17 protein-coding genes, 1 tRNA gene and 1 pseudogene are annotated in these 20,626 nt (G+C 66.2%); 6 read left to right on the forward strand and 13 right to left on the reverse strand.

The annotated features are described in order from the left end of the window. Window positions 1-56 precede the first annotated feature (56 nt). Window positions 57-1,388, forward strand: a complete 1,332-nt coding sequence (locus SIDU_RS05005) for an MFS transporter (RefSeq protein WP_007684942.1) — start codon at window positions 57-59, stop codon at window positions 1,386-1,388. Between the two features lie 80 nt (window positions 1,389-1,468). On the opposite strand, the gene SIDU_RS05010 is transcribed toward SIDU_RS05005, so the two are convergent. The 3 genes from SIDU_RS05010 to SIDU_RS05020 all read right to left on the reverse strand — a co-directional run bounded on the left by SIDU_RS05010 (window position 1,469) and on the right by SIDU_RS05020 (window position 4,411). Next, window positions 1,469-2,323 (reverse strand): glycosyltransferase family 2 protein, encoded by an 855-nt coding sequence (locus SIDU_RS05010; protein ID WP_007684944.1) that lies wholly within the window; start codon window positions 2,321-2,323, stop codon window positions 1,469-1,471. A gap of 2 nt (window positions 2,324-2,325) precedes the next feature. Further along, window positions 2,326-3,594: an ammonium transporter gene (locus SIDU_RS05015; RefSeq protein WP_007684946.1), complete on the reverse strand. Its 1,269-nt coding sequence runs from the start codon at window positions 3,592-3,594 to the stop codon at window positions 2,326-2,328. 115 nt (window positions 3,595-3,709) lie between these two features. Then, window positions 3,710-4,411, reverse strand: coding sequence for a GIN domain-containing protein (locus SIDU_RS05020; protein ID WP_007684948.1), 702 nt, complete (start codon window positions 4,409-4,411; stop codon window positions 3,710-3,712). A 116-nt stretch (window positions 4,412-4,527) separates the two neighbouring features. Here SIDU_RS05020 and SIDU_RS05025 point away from each other — a divergent pair, with 116 nt between their 5' ends. Genes SIDU_RS05025 through SIDU_RS05035 form a run of 3 tightly spaced genes read left to right on the forward strand, consistent with a single transcriptional unit; the run spans window position 4,528 to window position 7,735 of the window. Further along, the gene (locus tag SIDU_RS05025) at window positions 4,528-6,108 is read left to right on the forward strand and encodes a M28 family metallopeptidase (protein WP_013040377.1); all 1,581 of its coding nucleotides are present in this window, start codon (window positions 4,528-4,530) and stop codon (window positions 6,106-6,108) included. A gap of 48 nt (window positions 6,109-6,156) precedes the next feature. After that, window positions 6,157-7,152 carry a porphobilinogen synthase gene (gene hemB / locus SIDU_RS05030; protein ID WP_007684952.1) on the forward strand — a complete coding sequence of 332 codons (996 nt, stop codon included), beginning with the start codon at window positions 6,157-6,159 and terminating at the stop codon, window positions 7,150-7,152. Between the two features lies 1 nt (window position 7,153). Then, entirely contained in the window at window positions 7,154-7,735 is a 582-nt protein-coding gene (locus tag SIDU_RS05035) for a gamma carbonic anhydrase family protein (protein WP_007684954.1), read from the forward strand. 66 nt (window positions 7,736-7,801) lie between these two features. Here the strand turns inward: SIDU_RS05035 and SIDU_RS05040 are convergent, their stop codons facing one another. The 5 genes from SIDU_RS05040 to zwf form a co-directional block, all read right to left on the reverse strand. Continuing rightward, the gene (locus SIDU_RS05040) at window positions 7,802-8,314 is read right to left on the reverse strand and encodes a hypothetical protein (RefSeq protein ID WP_007684956.1); all 513 of its coding nucleotides are present in this window, start codon (window positions 8,312-8,314) and stop codon (window positions 7,802-7,804) included. A gap of 37 nt (window positions 8,315-8,351) precedes the next feature. Continuing rightward, on the reverse strand, window positions 8,352-8,969 hold the full coding sequence (gene eda, locus SIDU_RS05045; RefSeq protein WP_025771945.1) for a bifunctional 4-hydroxy-2-oxoglutarate aldolase/2-dehydro-3-deoxy-phosphogluconate aldolase: 618 nt from the start codon (window positions 8,967-8,969) through the stop codon (window positions 8,352-8,354). Then, window positions 8,969-9,934 (reverse strand): glucokinase, encoded by a 966-nt coding sequence (gene glk / locus SIDU_RS05050; RefSeq protein WP_007684960.1) that lies wholly within the window; start codon window positions 9,932-9,934, stop codon window positions 8,969-8,971. Before glk ends, eda begins: the two co-directional genes overlap by 1 nt. 134 nt (window positions 9,935-10,068) lie before the next feature. Then, window positions 10,069-11,895, reverse strand: a complete 1,827-nt coding sequence (gene edd / locus SIDU_RS05055) for a phosphogluconate dehydratase (protein WP_007684962.1) — start codon at window positions 11,893-11,895, stop codon at window positions 10,069-10,071. Continuing rightward, on the reverse strand, window positions 11,888-13,348 hold the full coding sequence (zwf, locus tag SIDU_RS05060; RefSeq protein ID WP_007684964.1) for a glucose-6-phosphate dehydrogenase: 1,461 nt from the start codon (window positions 13,346-13,348) through the stop codon (window positions 11,888-11,890). The genes edd and zwf overlap by 8 nt, the downstream gene beginning before the upstream one ends. A gap of 184 nt (window positions 13,349-13,532) precedes the next feature. Between zwf and SIDU_RS05065 the strand changes: the two genes are divergently transcribed. Further along, window positions 13,533-13,617 (forward strand) — tRNA-Leu (locus SIDU_RS05065). 86 nt (window positions 13,618-13,703) lie between these two features. Here the strand turns inward: SIDU_RS05065 and SIDU_RS05070 are convergent. Continuing rightward, a complete protein-coding gene (locus SIDU_RS05070; protein ID WP_007684966.1) occupies window positions 13,704-14,846 on the reverse strand; it encodes an aminotransferase class I/II-fold pyridoxal phosphate-dependent enzyme in 1,143 nt (380 codons plus the stop codon). Window positions 14,847-14,900: 54 nt separating this feature from the next. On the opposite strand from SIDU_RS05070, the gene SIDU_RS05075 reads away from it, so the two are divergent. Next, on the forward strand, window positions 14,901-15,164 hold the full coding sequence (locus SIDU_RS05075; RefSeq protein WP_007684968.1) for a hypothetical protein: 264 nt from the start codon (window positions 14,901-14,903) through the stop codon (window positions 15,162-15,164). Window positions 15,165-15,166: 2 nt separating this feature from the next. Here the strand turns inward: SIDU_RS05075 and pgl are convergent. From pgl to SIDU_RS05095, 4 genes and pseudogenes are all read right to left on the reverse strand, one after another. After that, window positions 15,167-15,855: pseudogene (gene pgl / locus SIDU_RS05080) on the reverse strand (6-phosphogluconolactonase). Window positions 15,856-15,859: 4 nt separating this feature from the next. After that, window positions 15,860-16,879: a UDP-glucose 4-epimerase GalE gene (gene galE, locus SIDU_RS05085; protein ID WP_007684972.1), complete on the reverse strand. Its 1,020-nt coding sequence runs from the start codon at window positions 16,877-16,879 to the stop codon at window positions 15,860-15,862. A 202-nt stretch (window positions 16,880-17,081) separates the two neighbouring features. Next, entirely contained in the window at window positions 17,082-19,259 is a 2,178-nt protein-coding gene (locus tag SIDU_RS05090; RefSeq protein WP_007684973.1) for a 3-hydroxyacyl-CoA dehydrogenase NAD-binding domain-containing protein, read from the reverse strand. 135 nt (window positions 19,260-19,394) lie between these two features. Then, window positions 19,395-20,603 carry an acetyl-CoA C-acetyltransferase gene (locus SIDU_RS05095; protein ID WP_007684975.1) on the reverse strand — a complete coding sequence of 403 codons (1,209 nt, stop codon included), beginning with the start codon at window positions 20,601-20,603 and terminating at the stop codon, window positions 19,395-19,397. Window positions 20,604-20,626 lie beyond the last annotated feature (23 nt).

A 20,626-nucleotide genomic window follows, 5' to 3' on the forward strand; every position in this document is an offset into this window, starting at 1 on the left:
TGGCCGCCGGCGGAACAGAAGACGTTTGAGGAGGCTTGCCCAAGGAGCGGATGCCTATGAGTTCACCGGCCATGACCTTCACCTCCCGCTCGCTGGAGGATGATGCGCGCCTGATCAATGCGCGGGACCACAAGATCGCGCCGGGTGATATTTCCATTGGCGTGATCATTGGTCGCACCTCCGAATTCTTCGATTTCTTCGTTTACGCCATCGCCTCTGTCATCGTGTTTCCGAGCCTGGTGTTCCCCTATGTGGATGCGCTGACGGGCACGCTCTATTCCTTCGCGATCTTCGCTGTCGCCTTCATTACGCGGCCGATCGGTTCGTTGATCTTCATGGCGATCGACCGCCACTTCGGGCGCGGAACGAAGCTGACGGTCGCCTTGTTCCTGCTCGGCGGTTCGACCGCGTCCATCGCGTTCATGCCCGGTTATGCCACGATTGGCCATTATGCTGCGTTAGTCCTGATCATCTTGCGCGCCGCGCAGGGCGTCGCGCTGGGCGGCACCTGGGACGGGCTGGCGTCGCTGCTGTCGCTCAACGCGCCGCGGCATCAGCGCGGCTGGTACGCCATGGTGCCGCAACTCGGCGCGCCGTTGGCCCTGCTGGTGGCGAGCGGGCTGTTCGCCTTCTTCCTGATGACCCTGTCGCGGGCGGACTTCCTCGACTGGGGCTGGCGCTATCCCTTCTTCGTCGCCTTCGCGATCAACGTGGTGGCGCTGTTCGCCCGGCTGCGCATCGTGGTGACGCATGAGTTCGAGCGGCTGTTCGAGCAGAAAGACCTGCAACCCTCCGAAGTGCTGCCCACCGTCAGGGCGGAAGGACGCAACATCGTCATCGGCGCCTTCGCCCCGCTGGCCAGCTTCGCGCTGTTCCACATGGTGACGGTGTTCCCGCTGAGCTGGGTCGCACTCTTCACCAACCAGCCGCTGGAGCGCTTCCTGATCATCGAGATGATCGGCGCGTCGGTCGGCCTGCTGGCGATCGTCGTTTCGGGCTTCATCGCGGACCAGATCGGTCGTCGTTCGCTGCTGGCATGGTCGGCGCTAGGCATAGCGATATTCAGCGTCATGGCGCCGCTGCTGCTGAACGGCGGCGACCTGGGCGAGGTGGCCTTCATGATCCTGGGCTTCATGCTGCTGGGGCTGGCTTTCGGCCAGTCGTCCGGCGTGGTCGCGTCCAATTTCGCGACGGAAACGCGCTATACCGGATCGGCGCTGACGTCCGACCTGGCCTGGCTGGTCGGCGCGGGTTTCGCGCCGCTGGTGGCCTTGCTGCTGTCCGTGAAATTCGGGTTGGCCGCCTCTGGCATCTACCTGTTGTCGGGCGCGGTGGCGACGATGGTGGCGCTCTACATCAACAAGGAACTGGCGGCGCGGGATAGATAAGGCGTCATCCGCCGTCATCTTCGAAAGAGGACCGGAGAGAGATTTCTTCTTGGGCCTTTTTCCCCACGCTACATCAAGCTCTAATTCCCCTGCGCGGAAGCCCGCATCCGCGCCAGCGCTTTCCGGTCGAACCATCCCGCGGGCAGCGCTCGCGGCGCGAAGCGCGGCAGCCAATCTCCATAAAGCGCATCCATCCGTGCCGGCAGCCCGCCCACGCCCTCCCGGCCCATGATCTCCGAAATGATCCGGTTCTGATAAAAGCGAACCGAATAGTTGATCATCCGCCGATATTGCATGCGCAGGGTCGAGGGCCGCAACAGGCTGACCGCCTCGCAGCGGAAGCCGGCTTCCTCGCAGGCCAGGATGCGCTCCCGCCGCCAGTCGACGTCGCGTCCCAGATCGGTATGCGCCCATGCCGCGACCAGCCCGTCGTCTCCGATCAGGTCTTCGGGCAGCCGCAGGCCCTTCATCCGGATCGCCGCGACGAAGCGCCCCGACAGCGCATAGAGATCGCCGAACAATCCCCGTTCCTCGCGCAGGCTGCGGCGATAGGCTGCCGCGGATCGCCCATTTGCCGGCATCCCCGCCGCTGCATTGGCGCCTGGCTGCGCAGCGAGATCCGACACCAGCGCGTCGATCGATCCGGGCAGGATTTCCGCATCGCCGTCCATGAAGATGACGGCATCTTCTCCGCCGGTCAGCAGGTGGTGGACAAAATGGTTCCAGGTCCGCGCCTTGCCCCCGGCGGCGAGATCGTGAACCATGACATTCGCCCGCCCGCCGGCCGCCTTCCGCGCGCGATCTGCCGTGGCGTCGGTCGATCCGTTGACCAGCACATGGAAGACGCTGTCCGCGCGCTCGAGCGGCAGCGACGCGAGGCAAGGGCCGATCCGCCGTTCCTCCTGATGCGCGAATATGCCGACCGCGACGCCCATGCCTAGCGGAAATCCCAGCCCTGCTGTCCATGGCGGGCGAGGTCCAGCCCCTCGGCTTCTTCCCGCGCGCCGATCCGCGCGGGCGTCACGACCGACAGCATCAGCGCGATGATGGCCGTTCCCGCCATCGCCCAGATCGCCACCGCCGCGATGCCGATGCACTGCGCGATGAAAGCGCCGGCAAGGCTGATTCCCGCCGCGAATCCGACCCCGCCCAGCGCCGGCAGCACGAAGGGGAACAGCATCAGCGCGCCCGTCAGCCCGCCCAGTCCGTGGATCACGAAAATATCCGCCGCGTCGTCGATACGGTCGCCCAGTAATCCCTTCGCCAGTCGGCAGGCCATGGCCGCGATCAGCCCGATGGCCATCGCCCCGCCCGGTCCCACCAAAGCGCCGGAGGCGGAGATCGCCACCAGCCCGGCGAGCGCGCCCGAAACCAGGCCATTGGCGGTGACATGCCCCTTGTCGATCCGCTCCACCAGCATCCATCCGAACAGGCCCGCGCAGGCGGCGAAATGGCCGTTCAGAATGGCGGTCGCGGCGTTGTCCGTCGCGCCGAAGGACCATCCGCCCAATATGCCGGCCCAGCCGATCCACAGCAGAAGCCCGCCCGCAATGCCCAGCACAGGCGCATGTCCGGCAGAGGCGGCGCGCCGCCTGCCAACCACCAGCACCAGCGCGAGCGCGGAAAAGCCGGCGCTCAGATGAACGACCAGCGCCCCTGCAAAATCCATGACGCCCATGGTGGCGAGCCACCCGCCGCCCCAGACCCAGTGCACCACCGGCGCATAGACCAGCAGCAGCCACAGCAGGGCAAAGGCCGCCATCCACCCCAGGCGCACCCGTTCCGCGACTGCGCCCGGCAACAGGCCCGCGGCAAGCATCGCCAGCGCCATCTGGAACAGCACGAAGGCCGATTCCGGCACGGTCAGCCCATCGCGCAGCGCGCCCAGATCGGCCAGCAACAGATGCGCCCGGCCGCCCAGCCACCCGCTTCCCGGCGCATAGGCGAGGCTATAGCCGACAAGCCCCCAGAGCAGCGAAACCCCTGCAGCCACCGCCACCCCCTGCACGCCGATCGACAGCGCGCTGCGCACATGGACCAGGCCCGCATGGCGCAAGGCGAGTCCCGGCAGCGCCGCCAGCAGCACCAGCAGGCCGCACAGCATCATCCATGCCGTGTCGCCGCTGTCCGCTACCGCCACCTGCGCCATGGCGGGCTGCGGCGTTGCCGACAGCAGGAGAAGGAGAATGGCAAGGAGGCGATGCATCAGGTGATCCGGCAATCCATATCCGGGCCGTCGTAACGCAGGCGAGGTAAAGACTTGCCTAACCCTGATCGTTTGCCGCCAGACGGCGATGTCCACGGCAGCGTGGTGATTTGGCCTAATAGGATTCCCCGCCGCAACTGATCCGCCCCGTCCCGCGATTATCGACGCTGCAGGCGGCTTTCCCCGCCACCGCCACATCGCCCGATCCGGATGCCGAAACCCTGGCCGAGACCTCCGCCGTCACCGCCACATTTCCCGGGCCGTCATTCGCCACCGTGGCTTGCCGCACCCGCAGGCCTTCCGCCATCACCGCTCCGGGGCCGGTGACGCGGATCGCCGCCACGCCTGCCCGGCCGGACAGGTTCGCCCGGCCGGCTCCGGCCACCCCCAGGCTGAACTGGTCCAGATCCACCGCCGCCACGCTGACATCGCCATTGCCGCCCAGCACGATCTCGCCGCGCAGGCCCTTCATCCGGCTGACCGACACCGACCCGCCGCCGGTCAGCACCACGCGGTTGAGGTCGCCGGTCGACAGCCGCAGCACCGCGCGCCCGCCCGACTTCTCGCCCGATCGCGCCCGCTCCAACGTCACCGCGAGCAGGCGGCCGGATACGTCCACCTTCAGCCGGTCCAGCATCGCCTGATCGCCTTCCGCCCGCGCTGAAGCGCCCGCGCCTGTGGTGATGACGACCTCCACCGGCGCATCCACGCGGATGGCGTCGAAGCCGGTGATGGTGAATCCGCGCGTGGCCGCCGCCGCCGGGACGGCAGACAGCATCATGACGCTCAGCAGGGCGAACGAGCGGGGCAGCGGCATGAAAATCTCCCAAGCCATGTCGATCTGATAGGGGTCGGCCGTAGCGGTTCCAAGCCCCTTGTTCGTCGCACCGGATCAGGCAAGATCGTCAGGTTTTCAAAAGGGACATGCGGCGGATGCGCAAATGGATTTCCGGACTTCTCCTGGGCTTGATCAGCACCACGGCCCCCGCCGCGCCCGAAGACCGGGGCGAAGCCTGGTGGAAACATGTCCGCACCCTTGCCGACGATGGCTATGAAGGGCGCGGGACGGGCAAGCCCGGCCATGAGAGGGCGGCCGATTATGTGATCGGGCAGCTTCGGGCGCTCGGGCTGAAACCGGCCGGGATCGACGGCTATAAACAGCCCGTCGCCTTTACCGAGCAGGTGATCCTGTCGCAGGAGAGCAGCGCTTCGCTGACGGGGCCGGGCGGCGATACCGCGCTGGCGGCGCCCGCCGACATCATCTTTTCCGGGGGAGGCGGCCCGGCCCCTGAAAATGTGAGCGCGCCTCTGGTCTTCGCCGGTTACGGCCTGCACCTGCCGGAGGTGGGGCATGACGATTTCGCCGGCCTCGACCTCAAGGGCAAGATCGTGGTGGTGGTTTCGGGCGGTCCCGCGACCATCTCCGGCGCGCTCAAGTCCCACGCCCGTTCGGAACGGGCGGCGTGGCTGGCAAGGCAGGGGGCGTTGGGGCTGATCCAGCTCGTGACGCCCAAGCAGGTGGAAATTCCCTGGGACCGGCGCATGGCGCTGGCCAGCCAGCCGGCGCTGTACTTTCGCGACGCAACCCTGCGGGAGACGCTGACGCCCTTCCTGTCCGCCCAGTTCGACCCGGCGAAATCCGCTCTGCTCTTTGCTGGGTCGGGCCATGATTTCGCGCAGGTCGCCGCCGCCGCCGACAGTTCCGGGCCGGTGCCGTCCTTTCCGCTGGCCCAGCGACTGAACGCGAAGGTGGCGGCGAGGCGCGCCGATCTGAATTCTCCCAACATCATCGCGGTGATGCCGGGCACGGACCCGCTGCTCGGCAAGGAATATGTCGTCCTCTCCGCGCATCTGGACGGATATGGGATGGGCACGCCGATCAACGGGGATGCGATCTACAACGGCGCTCTCGACAATGCGTCGGGCGTGGCCAGCCTGCTGGAAATCGCCCGGACCCTGCGCGAGGGCAAGGTGAAGCCCAGGCGATCGATCCTCTTCGCCATCGTCACGGCCGAGGAGAAGGGTCTGCTCGGCTCCAGCTATTTCGCGCGGAGGCCGACCGTGCCGCAGAAGGCGATGGTGGCCGACCTCAATTTCGACATGGCGCTGCCGATATTCCCGCTGACCAGCGTGACGCCCGTGGGTTACGACCAGAGCAGCCTGGGCAAGGATGCCGAAGCGGTCAGCGCGGCCATGAACCTGCCCATCACGCCCGATCCCTTTCCGGACCGCAATGTCTTCATCCGGTCCGACCAGTACAGCTTCATCCGGGCGGGTATTCCCGCGCTGTTCTTCAAATATGGCTTCAAGGCGGGCACGCCGGAGGCGACGGTGGAAAGGGCGTGGCGCGCCAACATCTACCATTCGCCCAAGGACGACGCGAACCAGCCGGTGATGCCGGCCGAATCGGTGAAGCTGAACGATTATGTCGCCGCCGTGACCCTGCGCGTCGCAAACGCCCCCGGCCGCCCGCAATGGAATGAGGACAGCTTCTTCCGCCGCTTCGCCAAATAGCCTTCGTGCTGCTTGATCCGGCCGGGGCAGGGGCCTAAACCCCCGGCCATGACCCAAGCCTCCTATCCGGCGCTTCGCCTGCGCCGCACCCGCGCCTCGGCCTGGAGCCGGGCGATGCACGCCGAAAACCGCCTGACCCCCAGCGACTTCATCTGGCCGCTGTTCGTCACCGAAGGGGGACAGGTGGAGGAACCCATCAAGTCGCTCCCCGGCGTCTCCCGCTGGTCGGTCGACCTGATCGTCGAGCGCGCCAGGGAGGCGCAGGCGGCGGGCATTCCCTGCCTCGCCCTCTTCCCCAACACCCAGCCCGACCGCCGCAGCGACGACGGGGCGGAGGCGCTCAACCCCGACAATCTCATGTGCCGCGCCATCCGCGCCATCAAGGACGCGGTGCCCGACATCGGTATCCTCACCGACGTGGCGCTCGACCCCTACACCGCCCACGGCCAGGACGGTCTGCTGGACGAGACCGGCTATGTCGTCAACGACGCCACCATAGACGTCCTCATCGGCCAGTCGCTCAACCAGGCGGCGGCGGGCGCGGACATCATCGCCCCCAGCGACATGATGGACGGCCGCGTCGGCGCCATCCGCGAGGCGCTGGAGGAGGAAGGCCACGCCAATGTCCAGATCATGGCCTATGCCGCCAAATATGCCAGCGCCTTCTACGGCCCGTTCCGCGACGCGGTCGGCTCCGGCGGCCTGCTGAAGGGCAACAAGAAAAGCTATCAGATGGACCCCGCCAACAGCCAGGAAGCGCTGCGCGAGGTCGCCCTCGACATCGCCGAAGGCGCCGACAGCGTGATGGTGAAGCCGGGCCTGCCCTATCTCGACATCATCGCCCGTGTGAAGGGCCGGTTCGAAGTCCCTGTCTTCGCCTATCAGGTGTCGGGCGAATATGCGATGCTGGAGGCGGCCGCCGCCGTAGGCGCGGGGGACCGCGACGCGCTGGTGCTGGAAACGCTGCTGGCGTTCAAGCGGGCGGGCTGCTCAGGCGTCCTCACTTATCACGCCCTCCACGCTGCCCGATTGCTCGGAGCCTGAAATGACCGACTATCCCGATGTCTCCATCATTCCCTTCAACGGCAAGACCCCGAAAATCCACCCCAGCGCCTTCATCGCCCCCGGCTGCCGGATCATCGGCGACGTGGAGATCGGCCCCGACGTCAGCATCTGGTATAATTGCGTGATCCGCGCCGACGTGAACTTCATCCATATCGGCGCGCGCACCAATATCCAGGACGGCACGGTGGTCCATTGCGACAGCCCCGGCGACCATATAGACGGCCGCCCATCCGAAGGCTGGCCGACGATCATCGGCGAGGATGTGCTGATCGGCCATATGGCGATGGTCCATGGCTGCGTGCTGAAGGACCGCGCCTTCGTCGGGCTGGGCGCCATCGTCATGAGCGGCTGCACGGTGGAAAGCGACGCCATGCTGGCCGCAGGCGCGCTGCTCTCGCCGGGCAAGACGGTGCTGCACCGCCAGCTATGGGCGGGCCGCCCCGCCAAATATATGCGCGACCTGTCCGACGAAGCGCTGATCGACATGCGCGAAGGCGTCGACCATTATGTCCACAATGGAAAGGCGCATAAGGGCGCGGTGAAGGCGGCGTCGTCGGATTGAGAACTTTTCCGAATTAAACCGGCGTGCTCCTGCCTTCGCAGGAGCACGTCGCGTAAGTTCTATAGCCTAAGGCTGCGCCAACCGCCCCTTGAGCGCATCCAGCCGGTCATTCTGCCCATCGACAATCGCCAGCGCAGCCCCCCGCGCCGCATCGATGGCGTCGATCCCGCCGCTGACCTTGCCCTCGGCCACCGCATTGCTGCGCTCCACATAGAGCACGTCCAGACTGGCCAAGGCCGACACGCTGCCGTTCCGCGCCGTTTCCAGCGCGCTCAGCGCCGTCTGCGCCGCCACCCAGGCCTCGCTAGAAACCGCCGACCCCGCCGCCGCCCGCGTAGCCCCGTCCGCCGCAGGCCAGGCCTGGTCGAACGCCGCGCCGCCCGCCTCGGCCTGCGCCTTCAGCCGGTCCACATCGCGGACCAGCTCCGGCTCCGGCGCGACCGGGGAGGGGGCGGGCGCCGCCTCGGCAATCGGCGCATCCTCTATCGCCCGCTTGGCGAGCGACGGATAGCCCTGAAAGGTGCTGGCGCAACCGGACAGGAACAGGATCAGGGAGGGAAGCAGCCGACGCGGGATCATCGCCCGCATCTAGGATGGAGCGCGCCCGGACGCAAGATCAGCGCGGCAACGCCGCCGCCGCCCTCGCCAAAGCCTCGATCCTCGCCGCGTCGACCGGCCCCTTGGGCACCACCCAACTGCCGCCCACGCATTTGACGAAGGGTTCCGCCAGCCATTTGGGCGCGCTTTCCGCCGTGATCCCGCCGGTCGGGCAGAATCGCGCCATATGCAAGGGCGCCGCCAGCGCCTTCAACGCTGGCAGCCCGCCCGAAGTCTCTGCCGGGAAGAATTTGAAATGCGACAGCCCCATGTCCAGCCCGCGCATGATGTCGCCCGCCGTCGCCGTGCCCGGCAGGAACGGAATGCCCGCCGCGATCGCCGCCTTGCCCAAAGGCTCGGTCAGGCCGGGGCTGACGATGAAGCGCGCCCCGGCCGCCATCGCCGCGTCCAGTTGCCCGGGATTCAGCACCGTCCCCGCGCCGACCACCGCACCCTCGACCTGCGCCATCTCCCGGATCACGTCCAGCGCGGCGGGCGTCCGCAACGTCACCTCCAGCGCGGGCAGGCCGCCCTTCACAAGCGCCCGCGCAATCGGCAGCGCATCCTCGACCCGGTCGACCACCAGCACCGGGATCACCGGCGCCAGTTGCATCACCCCTTCTAGACTCAGCGACATCATCTCTTCTCCCGAAAGGCGGCGGCCGCGCCGTACAGCCCGATTTCGTCATGCAAAGCGAGCCGGATCGGCACCGCCTTCATCAGGCTCTCGAACCGCCCCTTGGCGGTGAAGCGCTGATGGAACCCGCTCTGCGGCAGCAAGGCCCGCATCCGCTGCGTCAGCCCGCCCGCCAGCACCACCGTGTGCGGTCCCTGCGCCAGCGCCAGATCGCCCGCGACCGACCCGTAGGACATGCAGAAACGATCGAACGCCGCCCGCGCGAATTCGTCGGTGCCGTCGATGGCCGCCTGCCACAATTCGGCATCCTCCATCAGCACGACCCGGTCATGGCCGATGGTCGCCATCGCCTTGTAGATATTGTTGAGGCCCGGCCCCGACACGATCCGCTCCGTCGACACGCGCAGGAACTTGTCGCGCAGATAGGCGAGTATCTTCTCCTCAAGCGGATCGAGCGGCGCGAAGTCCAGATGCCCGCCCTCGGTCGCGATGACATGCGGCTCGCCATCGTCGAAGGCGATCATCGCCACGCCCAGCCCGGTGCCCGGCCCCAATATCGTCACCCCGCCGTCACGCGGAAAGGGCCTGTCTTCCCCGAACAGCAGCGGCAGATTTTCCTTGGGCAGGCGCGCCACGGCATGGGCCACCGCCTCGAAATCATTGACCAGCCGCAGATGCTTCAGCCCCAGTTCCTCGTCCAGCGCATCGGGCCGGATCACCCAGGCGCTGTTGGTCAGCTTGATCACCTCCCGCCCGATGGCGGTGGCGAAGGCGATGGAGGCGGCATTGGGCAGCTTGCCCCCCTCATCTTCCACGAACGCGGCCCAGCAGGCCTGAAGGCTGGGATAATCGGCCACCTTATATTTGCGCACCTTGCCCAAAGTCGGAACATTGCGCGCATCCAGTTTGGCGCGGGCGAAACGGGCATTGGTGCCGCCGATGTCGGCGGCGATGATCTCGGTCATATTTCGTGCCTTGAATATATCAGTCGTCATTCCCGCGAAGGCGGGAATCCATCTCCTGCCATCGCACCAACCGCCAGGTTTGGAGATGGATTCCCGCCTTCGCGGGAATGACAGGTTCGTTCAGGCGCAACCCCTCACAGTTCGCTTTCCATCGCCGCCAGAATGGGCGAGGCGCCGCTCTCCGCCAGATCGCTATGATGCCGGAACAGCGCGAACAGTTCGCGCCCCGTATCATAGGGGGCAGGGGGAGCCGCCGGAACGTCCCGCGCCTCCCACTCCGCCGCGTCCACCAGCGCCGCGATCTCGCCCGTCTCCGCGCAGACCCGCACCATGTCGCCGTCGCGCAGCCTGCCGATAGGACCGCCGCCCAAAGCCTCAGGCGACAGATGGATTGCCGCCGGCACCTTGCCCGAAGCCCCCGACATGCGCCCGTCCGTCACCAGCGCCACGCGGAACCCGCGATCCTGCAACACGCCCAGCGCCGGGGTCAGCTTGTGCAGTTCGGGCATGCCGTTCGCCCTCGGCCCCTGGAAGCGCACCACCACCACGACATCGCGCTCCAGTTCGCCCGCCTTGAACGCCCGCAGCACATCGTCCTGATCGTGGAACACCGCCGCCGGAGCCTCGATGGTCCAGCGCTCCCTGTCGACTGCGCTCACCTTCATGACGCAGCGGCCCAGATTGCCGGACAGCAGCTTCATGCCGCCATCCGGGCTGAACGGACGGGCCACGGGCCGCAGGATGCTCTCATCCCGCGATTCCGGCACTTCCTTCCACGTCAGCGCCTCATTCTCCAGCACCGGCTCCTGCCCATAATCGGCCAGCCCCCGGCGGGCGACGGTCGGAATGTCGCCATGCAACAACCCGTTGCCCAGCAACTCCCGGATCACATAGGAAATCCCGCCTGCCGCATGGAAATTGTTCACGTCGCCCGATCCGTTCGGGTAAACCCGCGCCAGCAACGGCACGACATCGGAAATCTCCGCGAAATCGGTCCAGTCGATGACGATACCCGCCGCCCGCGCAATGGCGGGCAGGTGGATCGCATGGTTGGTCGACCCGCCGGTCGCCATCAGGCCGATGATCGCGTTGACGATGGCCTTCTCGTCGACGCAATGGCCCAGCGGCCGGTAATCGTCGCCGTTCCACCCGATGCGCGACAATTGATGCACCGCCGCCCGCGTCAATTCCTGCCGCAGCTTAGTGCCCGGATGCACGAAAGAGGCGGCGGGCATGTGCAGCCCCATCATCTCCATCATCATCTGGTTGCTGTTCGCCGTGCCGTAGAAGGTGCAGGTGCCCGCGCCATGATAGCTGGCGCTTTCGGACTCCAGCAATTCCTCCCGGCCCACCTTGCCCTCGGCATAAAGCTGGCGGATGCGCACCTTTTCCTTGTTCGCCAGCCCCGAAGGCATCGGCCCGGCGGGGATCAATATGGTCGGCAGATGCCCGAAGCGCAGCGCCCCGATCAGCAGCCCCGGCACGATCTTGTCGCAAATGCCCAGCAGCAGCGCGCCCTCGAACATCGCATGGGACAGGGCGATGGCCGTCGACAGCGCGATGGTGTCGCGGGAAAAGAGCGACAGGTCCATGCCCGCCTGCCCCTGCGTCACCCCGTCGCACATGGCCGGAACGCCGCCCGCCACCTGCGCGGTGCAGCCGACCTCCCGCGCCGCCAGCTTGATCTGCTCCGGATAGCGGCCATAGGGCTGATGCGCCGACAGCATGTCGTTATAGGCGGTGACGATGCCGAAATTCATCGCTGCCCCGGCGCGGATGACAGCCTTGTCTTCGCCGCTCGCGGCGAAGCCGTGCGCCAGGTTCCCGCAGGAAAGCTGGTCGCGGTTGGTGCCCGCGTCCCGCCCGCGCTCGATCAGGCTCAGATATTTCAGGCGCGAGGCGGCGCTGCGCTTCACGATGCGTTCGGTGACCCTGGCGATCACCGGATGAAGATCAGTCATTCCAGCTTGCTCCGTCTCTTTCGATCAGGGCAATGGCTGAGGACGGCCCCCAGTTCCCCGAAGAATAGGGCGAAGGCTTCACGCCCGCCTCCTTCCACCCGTCGATGATCGAATCGATCCAGGTCCATTGCGCCTCCACCTCGTCCCGCCGCACGAACAGGGTGGCGTCGCCCGCCAGCAGGTCCAGGATCAGCCGTTCATAGGCGATCCGGCGGCGCTGCCCGGCGAAGGCGGCGGTCAGCGACACGTCCAGCGTCACCTCCTCCAGATGCACCTCGCGCTCCAGCCCCGGCCTTTTGCTCATGATCAGCAGGCGGATATATTCCTCCGGCTGCAAGCGGATGATCAGGGTGTTCGGCTCCAGCCCGGACCCGCCGTTGCGGCCGAAAATGGAATGGCGCACCGGCTTGAACTGGATCAATATCTCCGACTGGCGCGCGGGCAGCCGCTTGCCGGTCCGCAGATAGAAGGGCACGCCCTGCCAGCGCCAATTGTCGATATGGGCCTTCAGCGCCACGAAGGTTTCGGTTTCGGACGGCTTGCCCAGTTCGTCGGCATAGCCGGTGACGATCTGCCCGCCGACCGCGCCGGGCGTATACTGCCCGCGCACGCTATGGGTTTTCACCGTCTCCGCCGTCATCGGGCGCAGCGAACGCAACGCCTTCACCTTCTCGTCGCGCACAGACGTCGGGTCCATGCGGGCGGGCGGCTCCATGGCGATGATCGACAATATTTGCAGCACATGGTTCTGCACCATGTCGCGCAGCGCGCCGACCCCGTCATAATAGGAAACCCGGCCCTCCAGCCCCACCGTCTCTCCCACGGTGATCTGCACATGGTCGATGGCGGTGGCGTTCCACAGCGGTTCGAACATCACATTGCCGAAACGCAGCGCCAGCAGGTTCTGGACCGTTTCCTTGCCCAGATAATGGTCGACGCGGAAAATCTGCTCCTCCGCGAACAGGGCGCCGATGCCGTCATTCACTTCTTTGGAGGAGGCCAGATCCTTGCCGATCGGCTTTTCCATCGCGATTCGCGTCTTCGGCGTGATCAGCCCCGCCTCGGCCAGCCCCTGCGCGGTCGGCGCGAAGAGGGAAGGGGGCGTCGACAGATAGACGGACACGCCCTTGTCCAGCCGCCCGTCCAGCCGCTCGCCCAGCGCCTTGAACTGCGCGGCATTGCCCGCCTCCACCGGCTGATAGACGATGATGGCGCGCAGCCGCTCCGCAATCTCCGCATCATAACGGTCGGCCGCCAAAAATTTCCGCAGCGCCTTGTCGATGTCGGCGCGAAATTCTTCGTCGGTGAATTCCGACCGCCCCGACGCGATGATCAGGAAATCGTCCGGCAACAGCCCGTCGGCCAGCAGATTGTAGAGCGAAGGAAAGATCATCCTGTGCGCCAGGTCGCCGGTGGCGCCGAACAACAGGAACGTGGCAGACGGCTCGGTCAAAGGATACCCCTTTTCCGTTTGGTGTTTTCAGGTCTGCACGAAGCCGCCCTTATAGCCTGCGGCCCTCGTTACGCAAGCAGGCTATCGCCGCGACATTCATCTCGCAACCGCGAGAGGGCGGAAGCGTTGATTTTTGGCTGGACGCTGGCCGCCGATTTTGCCATTTGGCGCACGGCCATGACATGCGGGCGTGGTGAAACTGGTAGACGCGCCGGACTCAAAATCCGGTTCCGAAAGGAGTGTCGGTTCGATTCCGACCGCCCGCACCATCCCTTTCGATCATCCGCATCGAAGGGCCTGCCTGATGCGGCTTTCCATCCTTCCGCTTGACCGATTTCTGCCTTGATCGTGCCGGTCAATCGCTTGTCGCGCCCTGCTGCCCGAACCAAGGGATCATCCGGGCGATGGCATCCTCCACCCGGTCGGTGGAGACCGCGAAGCTGAAACGGATGTGCCGGTGCCCGTCGACCGGATCGAAATCGATTCCCGGCGCCGTGGCCACGCCGGTTTCGCGCAGCAGTTTGCGGCAAAAGGCCAGGCTGTCATCGGTCAGATGGCCGACATCCGCATAGATGTAGAAGGCGCCGTCGGGCGGCGCGATCTCCTTCAGTCCCAAGGCGGGCAGGGCGGCCAGCAGCAGTTCCCGGTTGCGCCGGTAGGTGGCGACATGCCCCTCCAGCTCATCGATGCAGTCGAACGCCTTCAACCCCGCATGCTGCGCCAGGGAAGGCGGCGTCAGGAACAGGTTGCCCATGCGCGCCCGCGCCGTTTCGATCAGGTCCGGCGGAAAGACCACCCAGCCCAGCCGCCAGCCGGCCATGGAAAAATATTTGGAAAAGCTGTTCACGACGACGGCGTCCGGCGCGAATTCCAGCATCGACCGCGCCGGCTCGCCATAGCTCAGCCCGTGATAGATCTCGTCCGACACGATCCGAATATTTCGCGTCCGGCAAACCTGCGCGATATGCGCCATTTCCTCTGCGGGAATGATGGTTCCCGTGGGATTGGCGGGGCTGGCGATGATCGCGCCATCGGGCGCCGGGTCCAGCGCCTCCAGCGCCGCCGCCCCGATCTGGTACCGCTCGGCCGGCCCGCAACCGATCTCCACCGGCTCCAGATAGAGCGCCTTCAACGTGTTGCGATAGGCGACATAGCCCGGCCGCGCCGTCGCCACCCGCGCTCCTGGCGCGAACAGGCCGCTCAGCGCCAGCACCAACCCCGGCGAAGCCCCGCAGGTGAGCAATATCTGCTCCGCCTCCACCGCCACGCCATAGCGTTCCCGATAATGCAGCGCGATCCGCTCCTTGAGCGCCGGGCTTTCCCAATAGCCCATCGGGTCGCGGTCCAGCACCGCATGGGCCTCCGCAATGGCGGCGGACGGGGCCCCGGTCGAAGGCTGGCCGAACTCCATATGCAGGATGGACCGCCCCTCCGCCTCCAGCCTGTGGGCTTCCCGGCTGATAGCGATGGCGTGAAAAGGATCGATATTGGCAACCATGCGCCGCCTCTTACCCGCCCCGCAACCTTGTCACAATTGCCGCGTTGGACGTGGGTGAACGAAACCATCCTCGACGCCCTGCAATATTATGGCGCCGCCGCCGCGACCGTCGCCGCCCTCATCGTCTCGCTGAACCTGGGCCGCCGCATCACCGGCTGGGCGTTCATACTGTTCGTGACTTCCTCGATAGCCCTGATCGCCTGGGGTTTCCTGTCCGAAGACAGCGAAGGCATCGGCTTTCAGAATATAGCCCTGCTCGGCATCAACCTGGTCGGCGTCTGGCGCTATCTCTTCTCAAAGCACAAGCCGCGCGACTGAACCTATTCCGAAATCCACACCTCCACCGACACCCCATGCTGGCAAAGCGCCACCCGGACCGGCAATTCCTCCACCGGTCCTCCCGCCAAAGCCCGGTCATAAACCGCCTTCTTCGCCGCCCCCCGATCTGCAAAAATATATGACGGCTCGCCAATATCGCCGCGGCGCTCATCGACATGCGCTGGTGCGGCGCGGCGGGCGGCGTCACCGCCAGCGTCAAGGCCCCGGTCGAAAGCCCCTCGGCCAGTTCCGCAGCCCCCGGAAACAGCGAAGCGGTATGCCCATCCTCCCCCATGCCCAGCAGCACGATGTCCAGCGGCCAGGGCAGGGCGGCAAAGGCCGCCTCGCATTCCGCCTGCCCGGCATAGGCGTCCACCGCCTTATTCTTCATCGGCACGAAGCGCGCCGCCGCCGCCTTCCCCTGCAACAAGGTCTCGCGCACCAGCCGCTCATTGCTGTCTGCATGGTCCGGCGCGACCCAACGCTCATCGACCAGCGTCACGATCACCTTGTCCCAATCCAGCGCCGCGCCCGCCAGAGCCTCCAGCACCGGCCTCGGCGACCGCCCGCCCGACAGGGCGATGGCCGCCACCCCCCGCTGCGCGATGGCGTCGCCCAATATCATGGCGATCCGCCGCGCCATGTCCGCCGCCGCCAGCGCCCCATCTACGAAAAGATGTTCGGTCGGCATGGCGTCACTCCCCCCGGATCTCCGTCAGCCTGCGCTCCCAGGCCAGGGCATGGGTCACGATCTGGTCCAGATCGGCATATTGCGGCTTCCACGGAAATTCGGCCATGATCGCCCGATTGTCGGAGATCAGCGCGTCCGGATCGCCCGCGCGCCGCCCCTCCATCCGCCGGTCGATCTTCAGGTTCGTCACCCGGTCCACGGCATCCAGCACCTCCAGCACCGAAAAACCGCGTCCATAGCCGCAATTGAGCAGGTAATTCTGCTCCGGCCGGGCCATCAGGGCCTCCAGCGCCAGCACATGCGCCGCCGCCAGATCGGTGACATGGATATAGTCGCGCACCCCGGTCCCGTCCGGCGTGTCGAAATCCGTCCCGAACACCGAAACATGGCTCCGCTTGCCCAGCGCCGCTTCCACCGCCACCTTGATCAGATGGGTCGCGCCCGCCGTCGACTGCCCGGTCCGCCCCGCCGGGTCGGCCCCGGCGACGTTGAAATAACGCAGCGCGCAGAAGTTCATCGCATGCGCCGCGCTGACGTCGCGCAGCATATATTCGGTCATCAGCTTCGACATGCCATAGGGATTGATCGGCCGCTGCGGCGTCGTTTCCCTGACCGGACTTTCCTCCGGAATCCCATAGGTCGCCGCCGTCGAGGAAAAGATGAAATGCGGCACGCCCACCGTCACGACGCTTTCGATCAGGTCGCGGGTCTTGGCGCTGTTGTTATGATAATATTTCAGCGGATTTTCGACCGATTCCGGCACCACGACCGATCCGGCGAAATGCATCACCGCCTTCACGCCATGGTCGCGCAAAGTCCGCTGCACCAGCGGCTGGTCGGAAATATCCCCCTGAACGAAGGCCACATCATCAGGCACCGCCCAGCGGAAACCCGTCACCAGATTGTCGATCACCACGACGCCATAACCCGCGTCGCGCAGCGCCAACACGGCATGGCTGCCAATATAGCCGGCCCCGCCCGTGACCAGAACCGTCGGCCGAGGGCCAGCAAAAGCGTCGCTCATAAACTGAAGGTCTCCCGATAGATCAGGGCCGCTGTTTTCCCTCAACCGTCATGCTGAACTCGTTTCAGCATCCATTGTGCCCCACGCTCCGGTCTTGCCGAAGGCGAAATGGATGCTGAAACGAGTTCAGCATGACGGAGAGAAAAGCTACAGCCCTTCGCCGATCAGGACTAGATCAGCTTGGCGACAATTCCCACCCCATTCATGCGGCGGCGCGGGACGAAACGGGCCGATAGAAGGTCGCGCCGCTGGCCGCCATCTCCCGCAACTGCGCGGTGGGGGCGAACCGCGCCCCATGCGCCGCCGCCAGCCGATCCAGCACCGCCACGACAGCGCCGATGCCGACCGTGTCCATATGGCTGAACGGCCCGCCGGTATAGGGCGCGAAGCCCCAGCCGAAGATTGCGCCGATGTCGCCGTCCTCCGGCGTCTCCAGCACGCCTTCTTCGAAACAGCGGGCGCATTCGATCAACTGGCGATAGAGCAGCCGCTCCTTCACCGCCTCCACGCCGGGCTGCACGGCGGCGGGCGGGAACATCTCCGCCAGGCCCGGCCACAGATGCTTCTTCCCGCCTTCGGGATAGTCATACCAGCCCTTGGCGCTCTTCCGGCCCAGCCGTCCCAGTCCGACCATCCGCTCCATCACCGCGTCGGACGGCTGCGCGACATAGGCGTCGCCCAGTTCCTTGCGCGCCGCGACGATGATCTTGTGGGCCAGCTCCAGCGAAACCTCGTCCCCCACGGCCAGCGGCCCCACGGGCATGCCCAGTTGCCGCCCGGCATTTTCGATCAGCGCCGGGTTGATCCCCTCCGCCACCATCTCCACGCCTTCCTGCACATAGGTGGCGAAGCAGCGCGAGGTGTAGAAGCCGCGCGCGTCATTGACGACGATGGGCGTCTTGCGGATCTGGCTGACGAAATCCAGCGCCTTGGCGATGGCGGCCGGGCCGGTTTCCTTGCCCAGGATGATCTCCACCAGCGGCATCTTCTCGACCGGAGAGAAGAAATGGACGCCGATGAAATTCTCCGGCTTCGACCATGCCCTGGCCAGCTTGGTGATCGGCAAAGTGGAGGTGTTGGACCCGAAGATGACGTCCGCGCCCAGCACTTCCTCCACCTTCTTCGTCACTTCCGCCTTGATGGCGACATCCTCGAACACCGCCTCGATCACGAAGTCCGCCCCGGCCAGCGCCGCATAGTCGGTGGTCGGCGTCACGCGGGCCAGCGTCTCCACCATCTTCTCCGGCGTCAGACCCTTGCCCAGCCGCTTCTTCAGTACCTCCTCGACATGGGCCTTGCCCTTTTCGGCATAGGCCTGGTCGCGGTCGAACAGCACGACCTCCATGCCCGCCTGCGCGGCCACGGTCGCGATGCCCGCGCCCATCATGCCCGCGCCCAGCATGGCCAGCTTCTTCGTCGGGGCCTTGGGCTGGTCCTTGGGCCGCCGCGCCCCGCGCTCGGCCGCCTGCTTGTTGACGAACAGGCTGCGGACCATGTTCGCCGCCTGCGGGTCGGCCGCGACCTTGGCGAAATATTTGCTCTCGATCCGGACGGCGCGATCCATGGGCAGGGTGATGCCTTCATAGACGGCGGACAGCAGCGCAATCGGCGCGTTCATGTTGCGCTGGGTCTGCTTCAGCGTCATCGGCAGCGCGCCCGCCATGGTCTGCGCGAAGCCGGGGTTGAACCCGCCCGCGCCGCCCGGCACCTTGAATCCCTTGACGTCCCACGGCTGCACGGAGGCGTTGGGGTTGGCCTTCACCCAGTCCTTCGCCTTTTCGACCGCCATGCCCTGCGGCACGACCTCATCGACGACCTTCATCATCGCCGCTTCGGCGGGACGGAACAGCTTGCCCTGCAACATGTACATCAGCGACGCCTGCACGCCCATGATGCGCGGCAGGCGCTGCGACCCGCCGCCGCCGGGGAACAGGCCGATCAATATTTCCGGCAGGCCAAGCTGCGTCTTCGGGCTGTCGCCCACCACGCGGCGGTGACAGGCCAGCGCCAGTTCGAACCCGCCGCCGACGCAGGTGCCCTCTATGGCGCAGGCGACCGGCTTGCCGCATGTCTCCAGCCGCCGGAGCAACTGGTTCAGCACGAAGACCTTGTCGAAGATCGCGGCGGGGGAGGGGCGCTTCCCGCTCTCGCCGCCCAGCATCGACCCGAAATATTTCAGGTCCATGCCCGCCATGAACCCGCTGTCCTTGCCCGACGCGATCACCGCGCCCCTGATCGCCTCCTCGGACGCGATGCGCGTGATCGCCGCGTCCAGATCGGCCATGAAATCCGGGCCGATGACGTTCATGGACTGGCCGGGAACGTCGATGGTCAGCGTGGCGATGCCGTCGCCGTCTATGTCGAAATTGATGCTCTGCATTTTGGGCAACCTTTCCTGCCGCCGTTCGTGCTGAGTAGGGGCTGAGCTTGTCGAAGACCCGTATCGAAGCATTGATCCTTCGATACGCCATTTCGACTTCGCTCAATGGCTACTCAGGACGAACGGCTCCAATGTTCAAACCCGCTCGATGATGATCCCGGTGCCCATGCCCGCGCCGACGCACAGGTTGATGAGCGCGGTGCCCTTGCCGGACCGTTCCAGCTCGTCCAGCGCGGTGCCCAGCACCATCGCCCCGGTCGCGCCCAGCGGATGGCCCATGGCGATCGCGCCGCCATTGACGTTGATCCTGTCATGGTCGAGATCCATCGCCTGTATGTAGCGCAGCACGACGCTGGCGAAGGCCTCGTTCAATTCCCAGATGTCGATGTCGGACTTGCTCATGCCCGCCCGCTTCAACAGCTTGTCGGCGACATATTCCGGCCCGGTCAGCATGATCAGCGGCTCCGACCCGATGGAGGCCATGGCCTTGATCCGCGCGCGGGGCGTGAGGCCGTATTTCTCGCCCATCGCCTTGTTGCCGACCAGCACGGCGGCCGCGCCGTCGACGATGCCGCTGCTGTTTCCGGCATGGTGGACGTGATTGACCTTCTCCAGTTCCGGATAGCGGAGCAGGGCGACGGCGTCGAAGCCCGGCATTTCCTCGCCCATCGCGGCGAAGCTGGGTTTCAGGGAGGCCAGCGACTGCATCGTCGCGTCGGGCCGCATATGTTCGTCATGGTCCAGGACGACCTGGCCGATGAGGTCCTTCACCGGAACGATCGACCTGCCGAAGCGCCCTTCGTCCCACGCCCGCTTGGCCCGCTTCTGGCTTTCGACGGCATAGGCGTCGACATCGTCGCGGCTGATCCCGAACTTGGTCGCGATCACGTCGGCGCCGATGCCCTGCGGCGCGAAATAGGTCTTGTAGGCCACCGCCGGATCCATCGCCCAGGCGCCGCCGTCGGAAGCCATCGGCACGCGGCTCATCGACTCGACGCCGCCGCCGATGGCAAGGCCCGCTTCGCCCGAATAGACCTTCGCGGCCGCCATGTTCACGGCCTCCAGGCCCGAAGCGCAGAAGCGGTTGATCTGCACCCCCGGCACGGTCTGGTCATAATCGGCGTTCAACACCGCGACGCGCGCGATGTCCGCGCCCTGTTCCCCGACCGGACTGACGCAGCCCAGGATCACGTCGTCGACATCGGCGGTGTCGATCTCCGTCCGGTCCCGCACCGCTTCCAGCACCTGCGTCGCCAGTTGGATGGGGGTGATTTCGTGCAGCGAGCCGTCGGCCTTGCCCCGGCCCCGGGGTGTCCTGACGGCATCGTAGATATAGGCTTCCATGGCTGTCCATTCCTCTCCGTTGG

Source organism: Sphingobium indicum B90A (assembly GCF_000264945.2).
GTDB lineage: Bacteria > Pseudomonadota > Alphaproteobacteria > Sphingomonadales > Sphingomonadaceae > Sphingobium > Sphingobium indicum.